A 19699-nucleotide genomic window follows, 5' to 3' on the forward strand; every position below is an offset into this window, starting at 1 on the left:
TCAGCCGAGCTAAGGAGGAAAAAATCATGAGCGCCAAGATACTCATCGTGGATGATGCAGCTTTTATGCGTATGATGATAAAAAACATTATTACCAAAGCAGGTTACGAAGTAGTAGGGGAGGCTGAAAACGGCAAACAGGCGGTACAACTTTATTTTGAACTTAAGCCCGATTTGGTAACCATGGATATTACCATGCCGGAAATGGATGGAATAGAGGCCGTTAAAGCCATCATGAAAAAGGCGCCCAATGCAAAAATAATTATGTGCAGCGCCATGGGACAACAGTCAATGGTAATGGAGGCTATTCAAGCAGGGGCGAAGGATTTCATCGTTAAACCTTTTCAGCCGGACAGGATAATGCAAGCCATAGAAAGAGTATTAAACAGGTAACAGCAATATTTTGATCTGGGAGGCGTTATTTTGCAAGAAATCCTATCCCAGCAAGAAATAGACTCTTTACTGGAAGCATTGAATGCAGGTACTCTCAACCTGGAAGAAACAAAAAAGACAGAAGCGGAAACCAGCGTAAAGAGCTATGATTTTCGCCGTCCCAGTAAATTTTCCAAGGAACATTTACGCACGCTGGAAATGCTGCACCAGCATTTCGCCCGGCTGCTGTCAAGCTTTCTTTCCGGGTACCTCGGTGCCGATATCAATATTGAGGTAGCATCAGTGGGGCAGATAATTTACGATGAATTTATACGCTCCCTGCCCAGTCCCACTGTTCTTACTGTCTTTTCCGCCACCCCTTTACCCGGCTCGGCACTGATGGAGACAAATATTCAATTTGTCCTGCCGGTGATTGACCTGCTTTTCGGAGGTTCGGGGACTTCCCTGGAAAAAGAGCGTGAACTCACGGACATAGAACTGGCGGTAATACGGAAACTGAACACAAAAATATTGGAAAACTTGGCCTCCACCTGGAAGGAAATATATGAAATTACCCCAGAAATACAGCACATTGAAACTACCCCCCGCATGCAACAGCTTTATTCAGCCAATGAAGTGGTGGCTTTAATTACCTTTACTGCAACCATCAATAATGAAAACCGGGGCTTAATAAACATCTGCTTGCCCTTCATGGTGCTGGAGCCGGTAATGTCCCTGCTGTCCATGCGGCAGCAGTTACAGGTGCGGCAAGACCGGGGCCCCGCGGAAAAAGACCTGCAGTTAATTAAATACTGGCTGGGCAAATCGGAAGTAGAACTGGAAGTTGACCTGGGCGGCACCGACATAACCGTGGAAGAATTCTTGCAGCTTCAAGAAGGAGATATTCTTGTACTGGAGCGAAAGATAAATCAGGACCTGGTCCTTAAAATTGAAGGGGTGCCCAAATTCGGAGTCCAGGCCGGCGCGCTGGACAATCAAAGGGCTGTTCAAGTGGTTTCCTTAAAAGAAGGAGAGAATAAAAATGCCTGATGATAAAATGCTTAGCCAGGAGGAAATCGATGCACTCCTCGGGCAACAATTGAATAAAGAAGAACCCGAAAAAGAAGAACGAGATTCGGAAGCCCTCGCTGCAGGGAACAATGAAGAAGTTGAGCCCCCGGAAAACGGTACAGGCGAGGCCTCCCAGCCGGTTGCGGAATCCGAAGTGCAGGAGGTAGAATCCCGGTACCTTTCGGAAGAAGAAAAAGATGCTTTAGGGGAAATCGGCAATATATCCATGGGGTCTGCCTCCACCACTTTATCGGAACTACTGCGGCAGCGAGTCACCATCACCAGTCCCAAGGTCCGCATTCTGACCCAGGAGGAATTGTTTAAAACTTTCCAGGTTCCCTACCTGATCATTCAGGTGGAATTTAAACAAGGCCTGGCAGGATTTAACATACTAGTGATACAACTGCGGGACGCCATGGTGATGGCCGACCTCATGATGGGCGGTGACGGTACTGCACTGGCGGAAGAAATTTCTGAAATGGAAATCAGTGCCGCCTCGGAGGCCATGAACCAAATGATTGGCACCGCCTCCACCTCCCTGTCCACCTTATTTAACCGGACTATAAATATTTCACCTCCCAAAACAGAAATATTGGAGACCCCGGACCGCGAAAGATTCCGCCTGCCTGTTGAGGACCCCATTGTGGTAGTATCCTTCAGAATGACCATTGGTGAACTACTGGACACGGAAATAATGCAAATTTTAAGTACGGAAACTGCCAAAGAAGTAGCCTCACTGTTATGGCAGGGAATCTACGAAACGGGAGAAAAAAGTCCCGCCGTGGAACAGGCCCGGGCAATTCCGGATTCAGCAGAAGAAACACCCTCGGCCGAACAATCTCCCGACCAGGTATCGCCAGCCCAACAACCGGAACCTGAAATATCGTTTGCTGATTCCGCTGAGCAGTATCCTGAACTGGACATAGACCGGAAACGACTGGCCATGCTCATGGACATTCCCCTGCGGGTAACGGCAGTTCTGGGCCGGGCCAAAAAACCCATAAAAGAAGTACTGGGCTATACTCCCGGCGCCATCCTGGAGCTTTCCGCACAAGTTGATGACCCGGTGGAAATATTGGTAAACGGCGTGCTGGTGGCCCGGGGAGAAGTGGTGGTGGTAAACGAAAATTTCGGGGTTAGAATTACCGACATCATAACCCCCGCTGAAAGAATGGAAAAAATTATTGAATAATGTTAAAACCGCCCCCAATTAACGGAGCGGTTTTAATATCTTATAATTCCTTTATTACCAGGCCGGTAATCAACTTCGGATAAAAATAAGTGGATTTCTGGGGCATTTTTTCTCCCCTGCCGGCCACCTGGATTACCTCTTCTATCAGAGTGGGATTCGTGAAAATACCCAGCTGATAATTCCCGGCATCAACCTCGCGGAAGACTTCAGCCCCGTCCCTGGTATACTTCAAATAATTACCCGACGCCCTTTCCTCCGCGCCGATCCCCAAACACCTTTCCAGTATCAAGTTCTGGAGAACCGAAACATCCAGTCTGTTCCACCATCGGGAACGGGTTTCAGGCATTAAGGATTTTAAAATATTTTCATCCTTAAGGGTAAGCAAATATAAGCGCTTTTCTCCGCCATACAAGGCGAAAACATGGCCGTGCTCCCCGGGGTCTCTACTCCCCAGGCCGGCCCGGTCCCTGAGTAACTCTTCTACCCTACCGGGATTACCGTAATACCGGGCGGGAGCCATTTCCTCTACATGAAAGTCCCTCTTTACCCTGGACAGGAATTCACCAAAATTCATTACACACTTAACCAGCCTGTGAGTAGGCAGGATTACCAACCCGGGGTCGAAGAGGTTTACCAGGGCCATCATTGTATAGTCATAAGATACTTCCCCTTCCGGAGCCACCGGCTCCATTTCCCGCCTTTCATCCCGGTAGGTCATGGCCGTTTCGTAACGATGGTGCCCGTCAGCTATAAATATCCGGTGCCCGGCCATTTCTTCCTGTATCCGGGAAATAACATTCTGATCTGAAACAATCCACATGCGGTGGATTTGGGCATCCTGATCCCGGAACTCCACATCCGGCCTGCACCCCGCCACCGCCGATTCCAGAATACCGTCCACTTTTCTTTCCCTGTCTGCGTAAAGGCCAAATATGGGACTAAAGTTGGCCCGGCAGGCCCGCATCAACTCCAGGCGGTCGGCCTTATGCTTGGGCATGGTTTCTTCATGGGGAATTATTACCCCTTTTTCGTAGGGCTCAAGCTTTACCCCGCAAATAAATCCGGACCGTACCCTTTTAGCCCCGTTAACTTTAAATTCTTGCTGGTAAAGATACAGGGAAGGTTTTTCATCTTTAACCAATATTCCCTGTTCACGCCACCTGCGAAAGTATTCGGCCGCCCGGGTATAACAATTATCGGATTCATTATCGGTATCATATTTTTTCCCGTATTCCAGGCGAATTATATTATAAGGACTGCGTTGATAAAAAGCCTCCTGGCTTCTCTCGTCAATAACATCATAAGGAGGTGTCACCAGCTCAGCCAATCTGCCGGCCTTTTCCTGATCGAATCGTATCCCTCGGAATGGAACTATTTTAGCCACGCTACGTCTCCCCCACCTTATTTCTTCTTGGTCCAACGACCTGAACCCCTTTTCCTATATTTTTACATTACTCGCTGAAAGGCTTTTTACCTCACTCAAAACAAAAAGTAAAGCGCCTAAAACAAGTTAATTTTATCATATCTTTATCTTATAAAACAGATTTACCGCCTTAAAAAATGGCACGAGCATATTTACGCAATTTTTAAAGTATAAATTTATAACGGATTTTTATAAGGGGTGAAGGGGTTGGCAAAAACTCGCTGGGTAATATTCAACCGAAAAACTGCTCTGTTAATTGCCGGGGCTGTCATTATATTAGGCTTGTTATCCTTTAAGACCGTACAATACTGGCAGCAAACCAGAATAAATCCAGAAGAGTTATTATCCACCGCCCTCCACAATACCATGAACGCCAGAAGCTTTTGCTTCAAGGTCCATACGGAACTGGGCAGGGAAGACACAGCCTCAACGGTAACAGGAAGGCGGGTGGCCCCGGACCGCGTTCATATTAAAGGAAATTTACAGAATACCCAGTTTGAGCTGGTGCATATAGGTAATAAAACTTATTTTAAAGAATCCCTAACCGGCAGGTGGTTCACTTTGACGGGGAATAGAATGGTGGACTCCGAACTATTCGTGGAACTCAATCCCCTGGGGAATTTTAACTTTAAGGATATCCCGGAAATCAACTACCGGGGAATGGAAAAAGTAGGACAAGAAAAATTGGCTCTGGTGGAGATGCGCCCCAATGTCAATAACCAATTTCTTCAAATGCGCTATAATGACTTTTTTTACAGGGTATGGATTAATCCTGAAACCAAACTGATTCGCAAGGCCATAGTGGAAGCAACAGGCATTAACGGAAAAAATGATAAAATGAAAATAGGTATTGAGCTATGGGACTATAACAAGCAAATGAAAATATCTCCTCCTGAAGAAGAAGACTCGTCCCCCTCTAATTGACATGGTGGAGCCTCTCTGTTATAATAACCCGGATTTTATAAGACTTCACCGGAGGCGATTGTTTTGCGTTCCCATGCAGAGAGAATTTTGCTTACCGAGGAAGAGATAAAAACCAGGGTAGAGGAACTGGGACAGGCCATTTCCCGGGACTATGAAAATAAGGACTTGCTTATGGTCGGCATTTTAAAGGGGGCTTTCATTTTTATGGCCGACCTGGTACGTTCCGTTACCATTCCTGTTGAACTGGATTTCATGGCGGTTTCCAGCTACGGAAGTTCCACCAAGTCCTCAGGGGTAGTACGGATCCTAAAGGATCTGGATAAAAATATAGAAGGGCGCCACGTTTTACTGGTGGAAGACATAGTAGATACCGGGCTGACCTTTAAATACCTGCTGGAAAACCTGCAGACCCGCGGCCCGGCAAGTCTTAAAACTTGCGCCCTGCTGGACAAGCCCGACCGCCGCCAGGTTGAAATTACCGTAGATTACAACGGCTTTACCATTCCTGATGAATTTGTCGTAGGTTACGGCCTGGATTATAATGAAAAATATCGCAACTTAAAAGATATATTGGTACTTAGCCCTGATGTTTACAAAAAGTAACAGGAGGAAGAGCCATGACTGTTCCCGAGCAGGAACTGGTAATAGTGCTGGATTTCGGCGGACAGTACAGTCATCTTATTGCCCGCCGCATAAGGGAATGTAATGTCTTCTGCGAAATGATCCCTTATAATACTCCGCTGACCGAAATAAGGAATAAACAGCCGCGGGGCATTATTTTTTCCGGGGGCCCTGCCAGTGTCTACCAGCCCGGCGCCCCTACTGTAGATCCGGCCATTTATGATATGGGAATTCCCATACTGGGTATATGCTACGGTATGCAGCTTATGAACCACCAATTAAAGGGAGTAACTTCCCCATCGGCCCGCAGGGAATATGGCAAAACCCGCCTGCAGGTTTTAAGCCGGGAAGGACTTTTGTGCTGCATGGAAGAAATTGAACAGTGCTGGATGAGCCACGGGGATAGAGTGGACGAGCCCCCGCCGGGGTTTGAAGTAATCGCCCGGACAGAACAGGCCCCGGTTGCGGCCATGACAAATCCTGAAAAGAAACTTTACGCGGTTCAGTTTCACCCGGAAGTGGTCCATACGCCCAAGGGAATGGATATTTTGAAGTATTTCCTCTTTAACATATGCGGGTGCAGCGGCACATGGACCATGGGCTCTTTTATTGACCATGCCGTAAGGGAAATAAAGGATCAGGTGGGCCAAGGAAAGGCCATTTGCGCCTTGAGCGGCGGTGTGGATTCTTCAGTGGCCGCGGCCCTGGTGCACAAGGCCATAGGGGACCAGTTAACCTGTATTTTTGTAGATCACGGGCTGCTGCGCAAGGGTGAAAAGGAACAGGTAATAAAGACATTCCGCGATGTCTTTAAGATTAATTTAATTGACGTAAACGCCCAGGAACGGTTTCTGAGTAAACTGGCCGGGATAACCGACCCGGAACAAAAGCGAAAAATCATTGGCAACGAATTTATACGGGTATTTGAAGAAGAAGCCAAAAAACTGGGCCAGATTGACTTCCTCGTCCAGGGAACCCTGTACCCCGATGTGGTGGAAAGCGGCACCGCCACGGCAGCGGTTATCAAGTCCCACCATAACGTCGGCGGCCTTCCGGAAGATATGAAACTTAAACTGGTGGAACCCCTGCGCTGGCTTTTTAAGGATGAAGTGCGCAAGGTGGGAAAAGAACTGGGACTGCCGGATGAAATAATATGGCGCCAGCCCTTCCCCGGCCCCGGGCTGGCCATAAGGATACTGGGAGAAGTTACCCGGGAGAAACTGGATATACTTAGGGAAGCAGACGCCATCGTAACGGAGGAAATAAAAAAAGCCGGGCTGTACCGGAAAATTTGGCAGTCATTTGCAATTCTCCCTAATTTAAAAAGCGTCGGTGTAATGGGAGATGAAAGAACTTATGCCTATACCATAGCCATAAGGGCTGTTGAAAGCAGGGACGGTATGACCGCCGATTGGGTACGACTGCCTTACGAAGTACTGGAATCCCTCTCCAACCGGATTGTCAACGAGATAAAAGAAGTGAACCGCGTTGTATACGACATAACTTCCAAGCCGCCGTCCACAATAGAATGGGAGTAGGTTGATACAGCTTAAAATTTTAAGGATAAATTACTTGATACCACCAACAACAGGGCAGGAACAGGTTGACAGGACTTACCGGCCTTTGCTAATATGTAAGCGGAGTCACAAAAAATAAAAAATGTAATGTGACCTGAGAGAAAGTGTACCTAGGGTTCCACGCCCTTGCGGGCGGTTCGGTCCAAGCGGTACAGGCCGTGCCCCGGCGGGCACGTGCTACACCGGTCGGGATAAAAGCCCAGGCGGGGAGGTTTCACTCACCAGATGACCTCCTGCCTGGGTTTTACATTTAGTCCTGAATTTTTACATAATGCTATGGTCAGAAGGAGGTTGAACATGGAAACGCCACTGGTTGGAATAGTAATGGGAAGTGATAGCGACCTTTCCGTAATGGTCGGAGCAGCGGCAATACTCGAAGAGTTCAGCATTCCCTGCGAAATAAAAATATTATCCGCCCACCGATCCCCGGATAAAACTGCCGCATATGCCCGCAGCGCCGCTGACCGCGGGCTGGCGGTTATCATTGCGGGGGCCGGACAGGCAGCTCATTTAGCGGGAGTTATCGCTGCCCATACCCCCTTGCCGGTAATAGGCGTTCCCATTGGCTCGGGAGCCATGGAAGGTATTGACTCCCTTTACTCCACGGTTCAAATGCCGCCGGGGATACCCGTGGCCACGGTGGGTATAAACGGCGCCAAAAATGCCGGAATTCTGGCCGCCCAAATTATTGGAGCCACAACCCCCTCCATCCGGCAAAAAATTCTGGCTTATAAAGAAAAACTGGCAAGCCAGGTAGAGGAGAAAAACGCCCGCCTGCAGGCACTGGGAGTTAAGGGGTACCTTGGAGAAAAAGCCAACGGGAGTGGTAAATCTTGATTGAGCGTTATACCCTGCCGGAAATGAAAGAAATCTGGTCCCAGGAAAATAAATTTCGGAAGTGGCTGGAAGTGGAAATCTATGCCTGCGAAGCACTGGCCGAAATGGGCATCATTCCTGAAGAAGCCTTAAAAGAAATTAAAGAGAAGGCTGATTTTGACGTTAAGCGCATTGATGAAATAGAGGCAGTTACAAACCACGACGTGATTGCCTTTTTAACCTGTGTGGGTGAATACGTGGGCGAAGCTTCCAAATACATACACCTGGGACTTACCTCCTCGGACGTGGTGGATACGGCCATGGCCGCCCTGATGAAACAGGCAGCTGAACAGATTTTGGCCCGCTTGCAAAAACTGCACGGGTTACTTTTGGAAAAGGCCAAGGAATACAAGAACACGGTTATGATCGGCCGGACCCACGGCATTCACGCGGAACCCATGACCTTCGGCCTGAAAATGCTTCTCTGGGCGGCTGAAACCGAACGTAATATCCGGCGGCTGGAGCAAGCTATTGATATCATTAGCGTGGGGAAAATTTCGGGAGCCGTGGGAACTTATGCCAACATCGATCCCAAGGTTGAGGCCCACGTGTGCAGGCGGATGGGATTGCGCCCCTCCCGTATCTCCACCCAGGTTCTGCAGAGGGACCGTCATGCCGAATACATGTGCACCCTGGCCATTATAGGGAGCTCTCTTGATAAATTTGCCACTGAGATACGCAACCTGCAGCGCACCGACATCAGGGAAGCGGAAGAATATTTCGCTAAAGGGCAAAAAGGGTCCTCAGCCATGCCCCACAAGCGAAACCCCATCACCGCCGAGCGGATCAGCGGTCTTGCCCGGGTGCTCCGCGGCAATGCCCTGGCAGCCATGGAAAACGTAGCCCTCTGGCACGAAAGGGATATTTCCCACTCTTCGGTGGAAAGGGTAATTATCCCCGACAGCACCATAACCCTGGATTACATGTTATATAAATTTACTCAAATTGTAGAAAATCTACTGGTTTACCCCGAAAAAATGAAGCACAACATGGAGCGGACCAACGGGCTCATTTACTCCCAGCGGGTGCTGTTGGCCCTTGTGGACAAGGGGCTAAGCCGGGAAAAGGCATACGAACTAGTGCAGAGGAATGCCATGGAGTGCTGGAGAACGGGAGAACAGTTTCGCAGTCTCCTGGAAAAGGATCCCGATGTGGCAAGCTTGCTATCCGGGGAGGAATTGGACGAGCTCTTCAGCTATGAATATCACCTTCGCAATGTAGACCAAATCTATGCCCGTTTCGGGCTATAAGGAGGAGCGTGCGGTGGAAAAGAAAGAACTCATATATGAAGGCAAAGCAAAGCGCGTGTATAAAACCGGAGACCCGAAAACCGTATGGGTGGAGTTCAAAGATGATGCTACGGCCTTTGACGGCCTGAAAAAAGGAACCATTGCGGGAAAAGGGATCTTGAACAATCAAATTTCCACCTATTTCTTTAAATTGCTGGAAAGGGAAGGCATACCCACCCATTTTATAGAATATATAAGCCCCAATGAAATGCTGGTAAAATTCCTGGAGATTATCCCGGTGGAAGTGGTTGTTCGCAATGTAGCGGCCGGCAGCCTGGCCAAGCGCCTGGGCATGGAAGAAGGAACTCCCCTGTCCCAGCCGGTGGTGGAGTACTACTATAAGAGCGACGAATTGGGAGACCCGTTGATTAATGATGACCACATCCGCGTGGCGGGCCTGGCCGCTCCGGAAGAGATGCAATACATTAAAAGCACGGCCTTAAAGGTTAATGAGATATTGAAAAAACACCTGGAAACAAAAAACCTGGATCTGGTTGATTTTAAGCTGGAATTTGGCAGGTATGAAGGAAAAATTCTCCTGGGTGATGAAATTTCGCCCGATACCTGCCGCTTCTGGGATAAAACCACGAAGGAAAGATTGGATAAGGATAGATTCCGCCGCGACCTGGGCAATGTGGAAGAAGCCTACAGGGAAATCAGGCGCAGGCTGACGGGGGAATAGGTGCAGGGAACATGATTACCCGGAAGTTTCAAGGGGGGGGAGGGAGTTGGCATGACGGTGGGCCAACACGGCGGAAAACATAAACCCGGCAAGCCGGTGGAGAAATGCGGAGTTTTCGGAATATATGCCCCGGGCCAGGATGTCGCCCGCCTTACCTATTACGGCCTTTATGCCCTCCAGCACCGCGGCCAGGAAAGTGCGGGCATAGCGGTAAGCGACGGAAAGCGGGTACAACTTTACAAGGGCATGGGACTGGTTCCCGAAGTTTTTACTGAGGGCACCCTGCACAACTTGCGTGGAGACCTGGCCATAGGCCACGTGCGTTATTCCACCACGGGCTCCAGCCATCCCGTAAACGCCCAGCCCCTGGTTTTTCGCTATGTGGGCGGCCAGCTGGGCCTGGCCCATAACGGTAACCTGACCAATGTCACGGACCTGCGCTCCCAGCTTTTATCCACGGGCTCTGTATTTCAATCATCCACGGACAGCGAAGTAATAGTTAACCTGATAGCTCGCTACAGCCAGAGCCCGCTGGAAGAGGCGCTGACAAAGTGCATGATCGATATCAAGGGTGCCTATTCCCTGGTCCTTCTTACCGAGGATAAGCTTATTGCCGTTAGGGATCCCCATGGCTTCAGGCCGCTGTGCATCGGCTCCCTGAACGGGGGTTACGTGGTGGCGTCCGAGTCATGCGCCCTGGATTCAGTGGGGGCGAAATTTTTGAGGGATATTGAGCCGGGGGAAATAGTGGTAATAAACGGCCAGGGACTGCAATCCCTGCGCGCGCTTCCGGCCAGGCGCAAGGCTCACTGCATATTTGAATACATTTACTTTGCCAGGCCGGACAGCACAATAGACGGCTTTAACGTAAACCGGGTGCGCAGAAAAATGGGACACCAATTGGCGGCAGAATACCCCGTGGACGCCGACCTTGTAATTCCGGTTCCTGACTCCGGCACCGCCTCGGCCCGGGGATATGCCGAGGCAACCGGCATACCCTTTGAAGAAGGACTGATGAAAAACAGGTACATAGGGCGAACCTTTATCCAGCCGACCCAGGATATGCGGGACCTGGGCGTAAGGCTGAAATTAAATCCGGTGCGGGAAGTACTGGCGGGAAAAAGAGTGGTAATGGTGGATGATTCCATAGTGCGGGGTACCACCAGCGGCAAGCTGGTAAGCATGCTCCGGGAATGTGGCGTTAAGGAAGTGCATATGTGTCTGAGCTCACCGCCGATTATCCATTCTTGCTATTACGGCATCGACACTTCCGATGAAAAGGAATTGATTGCCGCCAATTTGCCGTTGGAAGAAATTCGCAAATCCATTGGCGCCGATGCGCTCCATTATTTAAGTCTGGAAGGTTTGTTAAGCATTTTCGGCGATTACCGGGACAATTTCTGCACCGCTTGCTTCAGCGGAAAATACCCGGTAAAAGTGGCAAAACCCCAGGAAGCCGGCAAGTACAGCCTGGAGTGATAAAATACTTTGACCGGGTTAACGGATTTACAGAACAGATAATTGTTTGGACATTTTGATATATTAGAAAAACATGGGAGGAATTGTATGCGAGAAGACAAAAGCCCCCTTACTTATGCAGATGCGGGGGTAGACATAGAGGCTGGAAACCGGGCGGTATCATTAATCCGCCAAGCGGTTAAAAGTACCTTCCGGCCGGAAGTGCTCACGGATATCGGCGGTTTTGGCGGCCTTTTCTCCCTGAATACTTCCCGCTACCGTCAGCCCGTACTGGTTTCGGGCACTGACGGGGTAGGTACAAAATTAAAAGTAGCCATATTAATGAATAAACATGATACCATTGGCATTGACGCCGTGGCCATGTGCGCCAACGATATACTGACGCAAGGGGCGGAACCCTTGTTCTTCTTGGATTACCTGGCAGTTGGCAAATTAGTACCGGAAAAAGTGGCATCCATCGTTTCCGGTGTGGCTGAAGGCTGCCGCCTGGCCGGGTGCGCCCTTATCGGCGGCGAAACTGCCGAAATGCCCGGGCTTTACGGTGAAGAGGAATATGACCTTGCCGGCTTTATCGTCGGTATAGTGGACAAAAATAATATTATAGACGGCAAAACAATCCAGCCCGGGGACATATTGATCGGCCTCCCTTCTTCCGGCCTGCACAGCAACGGGTATTCCCTTGCCCGCAAAGCCCTCTTTGAACGGGCGGGGTATACCGTTGATACCTACCTTGAGGAACTGGGCAGGACCGCGGGGGAGGAACTCCTGGAACCCACCCGCATATACGTGCAAACAATTCTCCCCTTGTTGAAACAATTTGAAATTAAAGGACTGGCCCATATAACCGGCGGCGGAATAGTGGATAACGTCCCCCGCATGCTCCCGGACGGCCTGGGTGCAGAAATACAAAAAAACAGCTGGAACATTCACCCCATATTCGAGCTGATCAAGGAAATTGCAGCCGCCGGGGATGCGGAAATGCTGCGTACTTTTAACATGGGCATCGGCATGGTCATGGCCGTATCTCCGCTTGACGCGGACGGGATAATCAAATGGTTGGCCGAAAAAGGCGAAAAAGCCTTCTGTATTGGCAGGGTTATTCAGGGAAGCGGAGTAACTTTTACAGAGTAAGGAAGGGGGGAGATTATGTCCGATCATCGCATAGGCGTACTGGCCTCCGGCCGGGGCTCCAACCTGCAGGCCATCATAGACGCCTGCGCCAGCGGCACCATCCCCGGCCAAGTGGCCGTGGTGCTCAGCGACAATCCCAATGCCTATGCCCTGCAAAGGGCCGCCAGTGCAAATATACCGGCCTTTTGCATTAATCCGGCCAACTTTAAAACCAAGGAAGAATACGAAAAGGCCCTGGTAGATAAACTTAAGGAATACCGTGTAAGGGTTGTCTGCCTGGCAGGATATATGCGCCTGGTAGGCGAGATAATGTTAAGGGAATTCGAAGACAGAATTCTCAACATTCACCCGGCACTGCTTCCGGCTTTTCCGGGACTGCACGCCCAGGAACAGGCGTGGAATTACGGGGTCAGATACAGCGGGTGCACCGTTCACTTCGTTGATTCCGGTATGGATACCGGCCCCATTATTTTGCAGGCAGTCGTTCCGGTAAAACAGGATGATACCCCTGATACCCTGGCGGGCCGCATTTTGGAGCAGGAACACAAGATTTACCCGGAAGCCATAAAACTTTTCCTGGAAGGAAGGCTCAAAATAGAGGGAAGAAAAGTAAGGATTTTGTAACCACGGTTTTTCAGCGGGAGGAGGTTTTTTAAAAAATGAGCGTAAAGCGAGCCCTTATTAGCGTCTCCGATAAAACCGGCGTTGTAGAATTCGCCCGGGGTCTTGTGGAATTGGGGACCGAGATTGTATCAACCGGGGGAACCGCCAGGACCCTGAAAGAAGCCGGTATTCCCGTTACATACGTTTCAGATGTTACAGGTTTCCCGGAAATATTGGAAGGACGGGTAAAAACCCTGCACCCGGCAATTCACGGCGGAATACTGGCGCGCCGCGTCCCCGAGCACCTGAACCAGATCGAACAACATGGAATCAAACCTATAGACCTGGTAGCCGTAAATCTTTACCCCTTTAAGGAGACAGTGGCCAGGCCCGGTGTCACTTTGGATGAAGCCATTGAGAACATAGATATTGGCGGGCCGACTCTGGTGCGGGCGGCAGCCAAAAACCACCAGGACGTAATTATAGTAGTCAATCCCCGGCGGTACCCCGAAATCCTGGAAGCCCTCAAAGCTGGAAAAGTCACCGCCGGGCTGCGGCGGGAACTGGCCCTGGAGGCTTTTACCCACACTGCTTCCTACGATACGGCCATCAGCAATTACTTTAGAAGCCTTTCGGATTCCGGTAACCTGTTCCCCGAAACCTGGCAGTTAAGCGTGAAAAGGAAACAACTTTTGCGTTACGGAGAAAATCCCCACCAGCGGGCCGCTTTTTACCGGGATGATTCGGTACAGGGGCCTTGCGTGGCCAATGCAAAGCAATTACATGGAAAGGAATTGTCCTATAACAATATTCTTGATTTAAATTCCGCCCTGGAGCTGGTAAGGGAATTTAGTGATCCGGCCTGCGTAATTATTAAACACAACAACCCGTGCGGAGCAGCCTGCGCGGACAGTATTTTACAGGCCTACCGGCTGGCTTACGAAACAGACCCTGTTTCCGCCTTTGGGGGAATAGTGGCTTTCAACCGCCCGGTGGACAGGGCCACAGCCGGGGAAATGGCAAAAATATTTTTAGAAGCAGTTATTGCCCCGGAATACGAGCCCCAGGCTTTGGAAGTACTGAAAACAAAGGAAAACCTGCGGTTACTGGAAACAGGGACCCTGGACGGGCCGTCCACCGACCGGCTGGACATCCGCAAGGTTAACGGCGGGCTGCTTGTACAGGAAACCGATGAAAAGGTTGTCGACCCGGAAAAATTACGGGTAGTAACGGAAAAGAAGCCTTCCGATAAACTGATGAAAGACATCATCTTTGCCATGACTGTCGTCAAGCACGTGAAATCCAATGCCATAGTGGTGGCCAAGGACCAGCAGATTCTCGGTGTGGGTGCCGGACAGATGAACCGTGTGGGCTCGGCCCGCATTGCCCTGGAACAGGCCGGGGGAAAGGCCAAAGGCGCCATACTGGCCTCGGATGCATTCTTCCCCTTCCGTGATACCGTGGACCAGGCGGCCCGGGCGGGGATAAGCGTAATTGTTCAGCCCGGCGGTTCTTTGCGCGATGAAGAATCAATAAAGGCCGCCAATGAACATGGCATCATCATGGTATTTACAGGCATGCGCCACTTTAAACACTAAGGTTCGGGAGGTATCACTTATTAATGAAGGTTTTAGTTATCGGCGGGGGCGGCAGGGAACACGCCCTGGTATGGAAACTAGCCCAAAGCCCCAGGGTGAATAAAATAATTTGTGCTCCGGGGAATGCCGGTATTGCCGAACTGGCCACCTGCGTGAATGTTTCCGGGAAAGATATTCCCGGCCTGGTCAACCTGGCTAAAAATGAAGGAGTGGACATAACCGTAGTTGGCCCTGAAGCCCCCCTGGCAGCTGGAATTGTGGATGCCTTTCAGGCCGCCGGCCTGAGGATTTTCGGGCCGACACAAAAGGCAGCGGCCCTGGAAAGCAGCAAGGTTTTCGCCAAAGAGCTGATGCATAAATATAATATACCCACGGCTAAATATAAAGTTTTTGCCAGCGCGGAATCCGCTTCCCGGTATATTAAAGAAACGGGAACGCCCTGTGTATTAAAGGCGGACGGCTTGGCGGCAGGTAAGGGGGTAATCGTAGCCCGCGATGAAGAAACCGCCCTTTCCGCGGTACAATCCATAATGGTGGAGCGCGTTTTTGGAGATGCCGGAAGCCGGTTAATCGTGGAAGAGTGCCTGGTGGGGGAGGAAGCCAGTGTCCTGGCCTTTACCGACGGGAAAACGGTACTCCCCATGCTGCCCGCCCAGGATCATAAGCAAGTTTATGACGGCGACCGGGGCCCGAATACCGGAGGTATGGGAGCATACTGCCCGGCCCCTGTTTGCCCTCCTGAACTACAAAATCAAATTTTAAAGGAAATTCTCATACCGGCTGTAAAAGGCATGGAGGCAGAGGGTCGGCCATATAAAGGAGTGCTGTATGCCGGCTTGATGATTACAGGTGATGGGCCCAAAGTACTGGAATTTAACGTTCGCTTCGGAGATCCGGAAGCCCAGCCGTTAATTATGATGCTGAAAACGGACTTGATGGACGTTATAGAAGCGGTACTGGATGAAAAACTTGATACGGTGGAATTAAAATGGAGAGACGGGGCTGCCGTTTGCGTGGTAATGGCCTCCGGCGGGTATCCCGGCAGCTACGCCAAAGGATTTCCCATCTACGGTCTTAAAAGTGTACCCGAAGGGGTCGAGGTATTCCATGCAGGTACTGCCGAAAAGGACGGAAAGATAGTCACGGCAGGGGGCAGGGTGCTGGGCGTCACCGCGGTAGAAAAAGACATATCCTCGGCCATAGAACTGGCTTATAAGGGAGTGGAGGCAATATCATTCAGGGATGTTCACTACCGTAAAGATATTGGTAAAAAAGCGTTATCACAGGGTGCATAATACTGCACCCCCTTATTTTATCTGTAACACTTTAAATCTTTGCCATGTTAAAAGGAATATGCGACAGGTTTGTCGAAAAAGGATTCTTGCAAATAAAAAATGTTCCAAATGATACCGGGAGGTAAGGTGTTTTGGCTTACACTGGTAAGTTACGCGATCCTCTACTGGACCAGCTTTTTAAAGCCGTTCTATCCCTGGAAAATATAGATGAATGTTACCAATTCTTCGAAGATGTCTGTACCGTAGCGGAACTGAAATCTTTGGCCCAGCGCCTGGAAGTGGCCAGAATGCTTGAGGCCAATAAAACTTACGGGGAAATAGCAGCACGTACAGGGGCCAGCACCGCCACCATCAGCAGGGTTAAACGGGCTTTAAACTATGGTGCCGACGGCTATAAAATTGTACTTTCCCGGATAGGTACCGGAGATTAATTTCCTTATCTCTAAATATTCGCTATCCTAAATATTATTGACAATTATACTCCTCTCATTTTATCATGTTATTATGTTATCGTTTTAACTAATTAAAGGGAAGGGGTTAGTTTCATTGCTGGAAATATTGCACCCCACACATCCGGCACTGAAAAACATCATAAACAGAAAGGAAGAAAACCGGGAACAGGCTGCAAAGGCCGTAGCACAAATAATAGAAGAGATTAAGCAAGCAGGTGATACGGCTCTTTGCAGATATACTGCTGAATTTGACGGAGCCCAAATAACTCGTGAGCAATTAAAGGTATCTCCGGAAGAAATTGAGGCCGCCTACCGTATGGTGGATGACGAATTTCTGTCCGCCCTTTCACTGGCCGCAGAGAACATAACAAAATATCACCGCAGGCAGCTTCGAACCTCCTGGTTCGAGCCCGAGCCCGACGGAACCGTTTTGGGACAACTTTTACGGCCTTTGGAAAGGGTCGGCATATACGTACCGGGCGGTACGGCCACCTATCCTTCCTCGGTACTTATGAATGCCATCCCCGCCAAGGTGGCAGGGGTAAAGGAAATTGTCATGGTAACCCCGCCCGGTGTCCGGGGTGAAATTCCACCCCATACCCTCGTTGCCGCCGCAGAGGCAGGTGTAACTGAAATTTACCGGGCAGGCGGCGCTCAGGCCATAGCAGCCTTGGCCCTGGGCACTGAAACCATCAAAAAGGTGGACAAAATAACCGGCCCCGGAAATATTTATGTTACCCTGGCCAAACAGCAGGTTTACGGCCTGGTGGATATAGATATGCTGGCAGGCCCCAGCGAAATACTGGTGGTGGCCGACGGGCAGGCCGACCCCCGCTATGCGGCTGCCGACATGCTTTCCCAGGCCGAGCATGACGTAATGTCTTCCGCCATTTTGGTAACCGACCACCGGCCGCTGGCGGAGGCGGTACGCCAGGAGCTTTTCAGGCAAATAAATGAATTACCCCGGCGAGAAGTGGCCAGGAAATCGCTGGCCAACCACGGGGCAATTATAGTTACCGAAAATCTGGAGGAAGCCGTGGCCCTGGCCAATCGCTTTGCCCCGGAGCACCTGGAATTGATGGTGGCCGAACCATATCAACTATTGGGAAAAATAACCCACGCTGGGGCTGTTTTCCTGGGAGAATATTCCCCCGAGCCGGTGGGCGACTATTTGGCGGGGCCCAACCACATTTTACCCACCGGGGGTACGGCACGATTCTTTTCACCCTTGAACGTAGACTCTTTTATGAAAAAAACCAGTGTAATCTCCTTCTCCCGGAAGGCTCTGGAAAAAGCGGGCCCTTCCATCATTAAACTGGCCAGGGTGGAGGGTCTTGATGCCCACGCCAGAGCCGTTGAAATAAGGTTACCTGCTAAACTGGGGGGTGCTTTAAGTGAATAAATTCAATGCCGCGGAACTCGTCCGGGCGGACCTGAAATCCCTGAAACCCTATGAGGCGGTGGTACATCCGGGAGTTATCCGGCTGGATGCCAATGAAAGCCCCTTTGATTTTCCCCCGGAGATAAAGGATTACATCCAGCGAAACCTGCACCCCCAGGCATTTAACCGTTACCCCGACCCGCTGGCGGAAGACCTGCTGGCGGCCCTGGCAGGTTATACGGGGGCCCCGAAGAATTGCATACTGGCAGGGAACGGCTCCGATGAATTGATACTGAACCTGGCCTTGACCTTTGCCACAGGGGGAAAAGTTCTTATCGCCACGCCTACCTTTTCCATGTATGAGGTACACAGCCGGGTGGCAGGGGCAGAACCGGTCTCAATACCCCGGAAAAGGGATTTTTCCATTGATCTGGACGAAATTATAAAGCAGGAAAACAGCACCGATACCAGGCTTATTTTTATATGCTCGCCCAATAATCCCACTGCCAATGAAACGACATGGGAGGAACTGGAGACATTATTGCAAAATACCAGATCCCTGGTGGTAGTGGATGAGGCCTACGTGGAGTTCGGCGGGAAAAGCTGCCTGCCGCTTATGGAAAAATACCCGAACCTGGCGGTGTTGCGCAGTTTTTCCAAGTCCTTCGGGCTGGCCGGGCTCAGGGTCGGCTATATAATTGCCCACCCCGGTGTTATAAAAGAAATAAAAAGAATAAAACAGCCCTTTAATCTTAACAGCTATTCCCAAAGGGCGGCCCTGGCCGTACTGGAACACCTCCCCCTTTTTCAAGAAAGGATTGCCGCTATCATTGAAAAGCGCGACAACCTGTGGAATCAAATGAGCCGGATCAAAGGTATAGACGTTTTGCCAACCGTAACCAATTTTATTACTTTTAAAACTCACCGGCCGGCGGAAGAAGTATATAAAGAATTATTAGATAAAGGAATTCTTATTCGCAACGTCAGTAGTCCCGAACTTGGAAACTGCCTGCGGGTATCGGTGGGCACCGACGAGGAAAATAATGCTTTTCTTAAAAGCCTGGCAGAGGTCATGGGCCAAGATTGGGGTGTAACTTGTGAGTCAAAAGCGCAGGGTTGAAATAAGTCGCAAAACCACGGAAACGGAAATAACATTGAAGCTGGACCTGGACGGCACAGGTGAATATAAGGTGGATTCGGGGATTCCTTTCCTCGATCACATGCTTTGCCTGTGGTCTAAACACGGTAATTTCAATCTGGAACTTTTCGCCCGTGGTGACGTACATATAGATTACCATCATACAGTTGAAGATATAGGTATCTGCCTGGGGAAAGCCATAGATACCTGCCTGGGAGATAAACGGGGAATAACCCGCTACGGCCACGCCATAACTCCCATGGACGAAGCATTAATTCTGATTTCCATTGATATCAGTGGAAGAGGTTTTTTGGCTTTCAATGTCGAATTTCCATCCCCTAAGGTAGGTAATTTTGATACGGAACTGGTGGAAGAATTTCTCCGGGCCCTGGCAACAAACGCAAAAATAACCCTCCACGTACAAAAACTTGCGGGCAGGAATTGTCATCATATCATCGAAGCAATATTCAAGGGACTGGGAAGGGCATTAAGACAATCAACCGGCCTCGACCGGCCAGACAACTTGCCTACTACAAAGGGAGTTTTGTAAAAAATAGAGCAGGTGAGTTATACCCAGAGCGGAGGGTATAACCCGC

The 19699-nt window shown here is 50.0% G+C and carries 19 protein-coding genes; 18 read left to right on the forward strand and 1 reads right to left on the reverse strand.

Annotated features, from left to right (window positions below):
* Positions 1-26: 26 nt before the first annotated feature.
* The 3 genes from ACX4JR_RS08910 to fliY are packed head-to-tail and all read left to right on the forward strand — an operon-like array spanning position 27 to position 2634.
* The gene (locus tag ACX4JR_RS08910; protein WP_476057729.1) at positions 27-392 is read left to right on the forward strand and encodes a response regulator; all 366 of its coding nucleotides are present in this window, start codon (positions 27-29) and stop codon (positions 390-392) included.
* Between the two features lie 30 nt (positions 393-422).
* Positions 423-1421, forward strand: a complete 999-nt coding sequence (gene fliM, locus ACX4JR_RS08915; RefSeq protein ID WP_476057730.1) for a flagellar motor switch protein FliM — start codon at positions 423-425, stop codon at positions 1419-1421.
* Complete coding sequence (gene fliY, locus ACX4JR_RS08920; protein WP_476057731.1) at positions 1414-2634, forward strand: flagellar motor switch phosphatase FliY; 1221 nt, start codon at positions 1414-1416, stop codon at positions 2632-2634. Before fliM ends, fliY begins: the two co-directional genes overlap by 8 nt.
* 40 nt (positions 2635-2674) lie before the next feature.
* On the opposite strand, the gene ACX4JR_RS08925 is transcribed toward fliY, so the two are convergent.
* A complete protein-coding gene (locus ACX4JR_RS08925; protein ID WP_476057732.1) occupies positions 2675-4018 on the reverse strand; it encodes a DUF1015 domain-containing protein in 1344 nt (447 codons plus the stop codon).
* Between the two features lie 246 nt (positions 4019-4264).
* Between ACX4JR_RS08925 and ACX4JR_RS08930 the strand changes: the two genes are divergently transcribed.
* The 15 genes from ACX4JR_RS08930 (at position 4265) to hisB (ending at position 19653) form a co-directional block, all read left to right on the forward strand.
* A complete protein-coding gene (locus tag ACX4JR_RS08930) occupies positions 4265-4981 on the forward strand; it encodes a hypothetical protein (protein ID WP_476057733.1) in 717 nt (238 codons plus the stop codon).
* A 63-nt stretch (positions 4982-5044) separates the two neighbouring features.
* Positions 5045-5584, forward strand: coding sequence for a hypoxanthine phosphoribosyltransferase (hpt, locus tag ACX4JR_RS08935; RefSeq protein WP_476057734.1), 540 nt, complete (start codon positions 5045-5047; stop codon positions 5582-5584).
* Positions 5585-5598: 14 nt separating this feature from the next.
* Positions 5599-7140: a glutamine-hydrolyzing GMP synthase gene (guaA, locus tag ACX4JR_RS08940; RefSeq protein WP_476057735.1), complete on the forward strand. Its 1542-nt coding sequence runs from the start codon at positions 5599-5601 to the stop codon at positions 7138-7140.
* A gap of 336 nt (positions 7141-7476) precedes the next feature.
* Entirely contained in the window at positions 7477-8016 is a 540-nt protein-coding gene (gene purE / locus ACX4JR_RS08945) for a 5-(carboxyamino)imidazole ribonucleotide mutase (RefSeq protein ID WP_476057736.1), read from the forward strand.
* On the forward strand, positions 8013-9305 hold the full coding sequence (gene purB, locus ACX4JR_RS08950) for an adenylosuccinate lyase (RefSeq protein WP_476057737.1): 1293 nt from the start codon (positions 8013-8015) through the stop codon (positions 9303-9305). Before purE ends, purB begins: the two co-directional genes overlap by 4 nt.
* A gap of 13 nt (positions 9306-9318) precedes the next feature.
* Positions 9319-10026, forward strand: coding sequence for a phosphoribosylaminoimidazolesuccinocarboxamide synthase (gene purC / locus ACX4JR_RS08955; protein WP_476057738.1), 708 nt, complete (start codon positions 9319-9321; stop codon positions 10024-10026).
* Positions 10027-10077: 51 nt separating this feature from the next.
* Positions 10078-11505: an amidophosphoribosyltransferase gene (purF, locus tag ACX4JR_RS08960; RefSeq protein WP_476057739.1), complete on the forward strand. Its 1428-nt coding sequence runs from the start codon at positions 10078-10080 to the stop codon at positions 11503-11505.
* Between the two features lie 87 nt (positions 11506-11592).
* Positions 11593-12636, forward strand: a complete 1044-nt coding sequence (gene purM / locus ACX4JR_RS08965; RefSeq protein ID WP_476057740.1) for a phosphoribosylformylglycinamidine cyclo-ligase — start codon at positions 11593-11595, stop codon at positions 12634-12636.
* Positions 12637-12651: 15 nt separating this feature from the next.
* On the forward strand, positions 12652-13260 hold the full coding sequence (gene purN, locus ACX4JR_RS08970; RefSeq protein ID WP_476057741.1) for a phosphoribosylglycinamide formyltransferase: 609 nt from the start codon (positions 12652-12654) through the stop codon (positions 13258-13260).
* Positions 13261-13295: 35 nt separating this feature from the next.
* Positions 13296-14837 carry a bifunctional phosphoribosylaminoimidazolecarboxamide formyltransferase/IMP cyclohydrolase gene (purH, locus tag ACX4JR_RS08975; RefSeq protein ID WP_476057742.1) on the forward strand — a complete coding sequence of 514 codons (1542 nt, stop codon included), beginning with the start codon at positions 13296-13298 and terminating at the stop codon, positions 14835-14837.
* A 23-nt stretch (positions 14838-14860) separates the two neighbouring features.
* The gene (gene purD, locus ACX4JR_RS08980; RefSeq protein WP_476057743.1) at positions 14861-16132 is read left to right on the forward strand and encodes a phosphoribosylamine--glycine ligase; all 1272 of its coding nucleotides are present in this window, start codon (positions 14861-14863) and stop codon (positions 16130-16132) included.
* A gap of 131 nt (positions 16133-16263) precedes the next feature.
* Complete coding sequence (locus ACX4JR_RS08985; RefSeq protein WP_476057744.1) at positions 16264-16563, forward strand: YerC/YecD family TrpR-related protein; 300 nt, start codon at positions 16264-16266, stop codon at positions 16561-16563.
* Positions 16564-16678: 115 nt separating this feature from the next.
* Positions 16679-17986 carry a histidinol dehydrogenase gene (gene hisD, locus ACX4JR_RS08990; protein WP_476057745.1) on the forward strand — a complete coding sequence of 436 codons (1308 nt, stop codon included), beginning with the start codon at positions 16679-16681 and terminating at the stop codon, positions 17984-17986.
* Positions 17979-19085, forward strand: coding sequence for a histidinol-phosphate transaminase (gene hisC / locus ACX4JR_RS08995; RefSeq protein WP_476057746.1), 1107 nt, complete (start codon positions 17979-17981; stop codon positions 19083-19085). Before hisD ends, hisC begins: the two co-directional genes overlap by 8 nt.
* Positions 19063-19653 (forward strand): imidazoleglycerol-phosphate dehydratase HisB, encoded by a 591-nt coding sequence (gene hisB, locus ACX4JR_RS09000; protein ID WP_476057747.1) that lies wholly within the window; start codon positions 19063-19065, stop codon positions 19651-19653. The genes hisC and hisB overlap by 23 nt, the downstream gene beginning before the upstream one ends.
* Positions 19654-19699 lie beyond the last annotated feature (46 nt).

Source organism: Desulfofundulus sp. JL263-se, assembly GCF_056316025.1.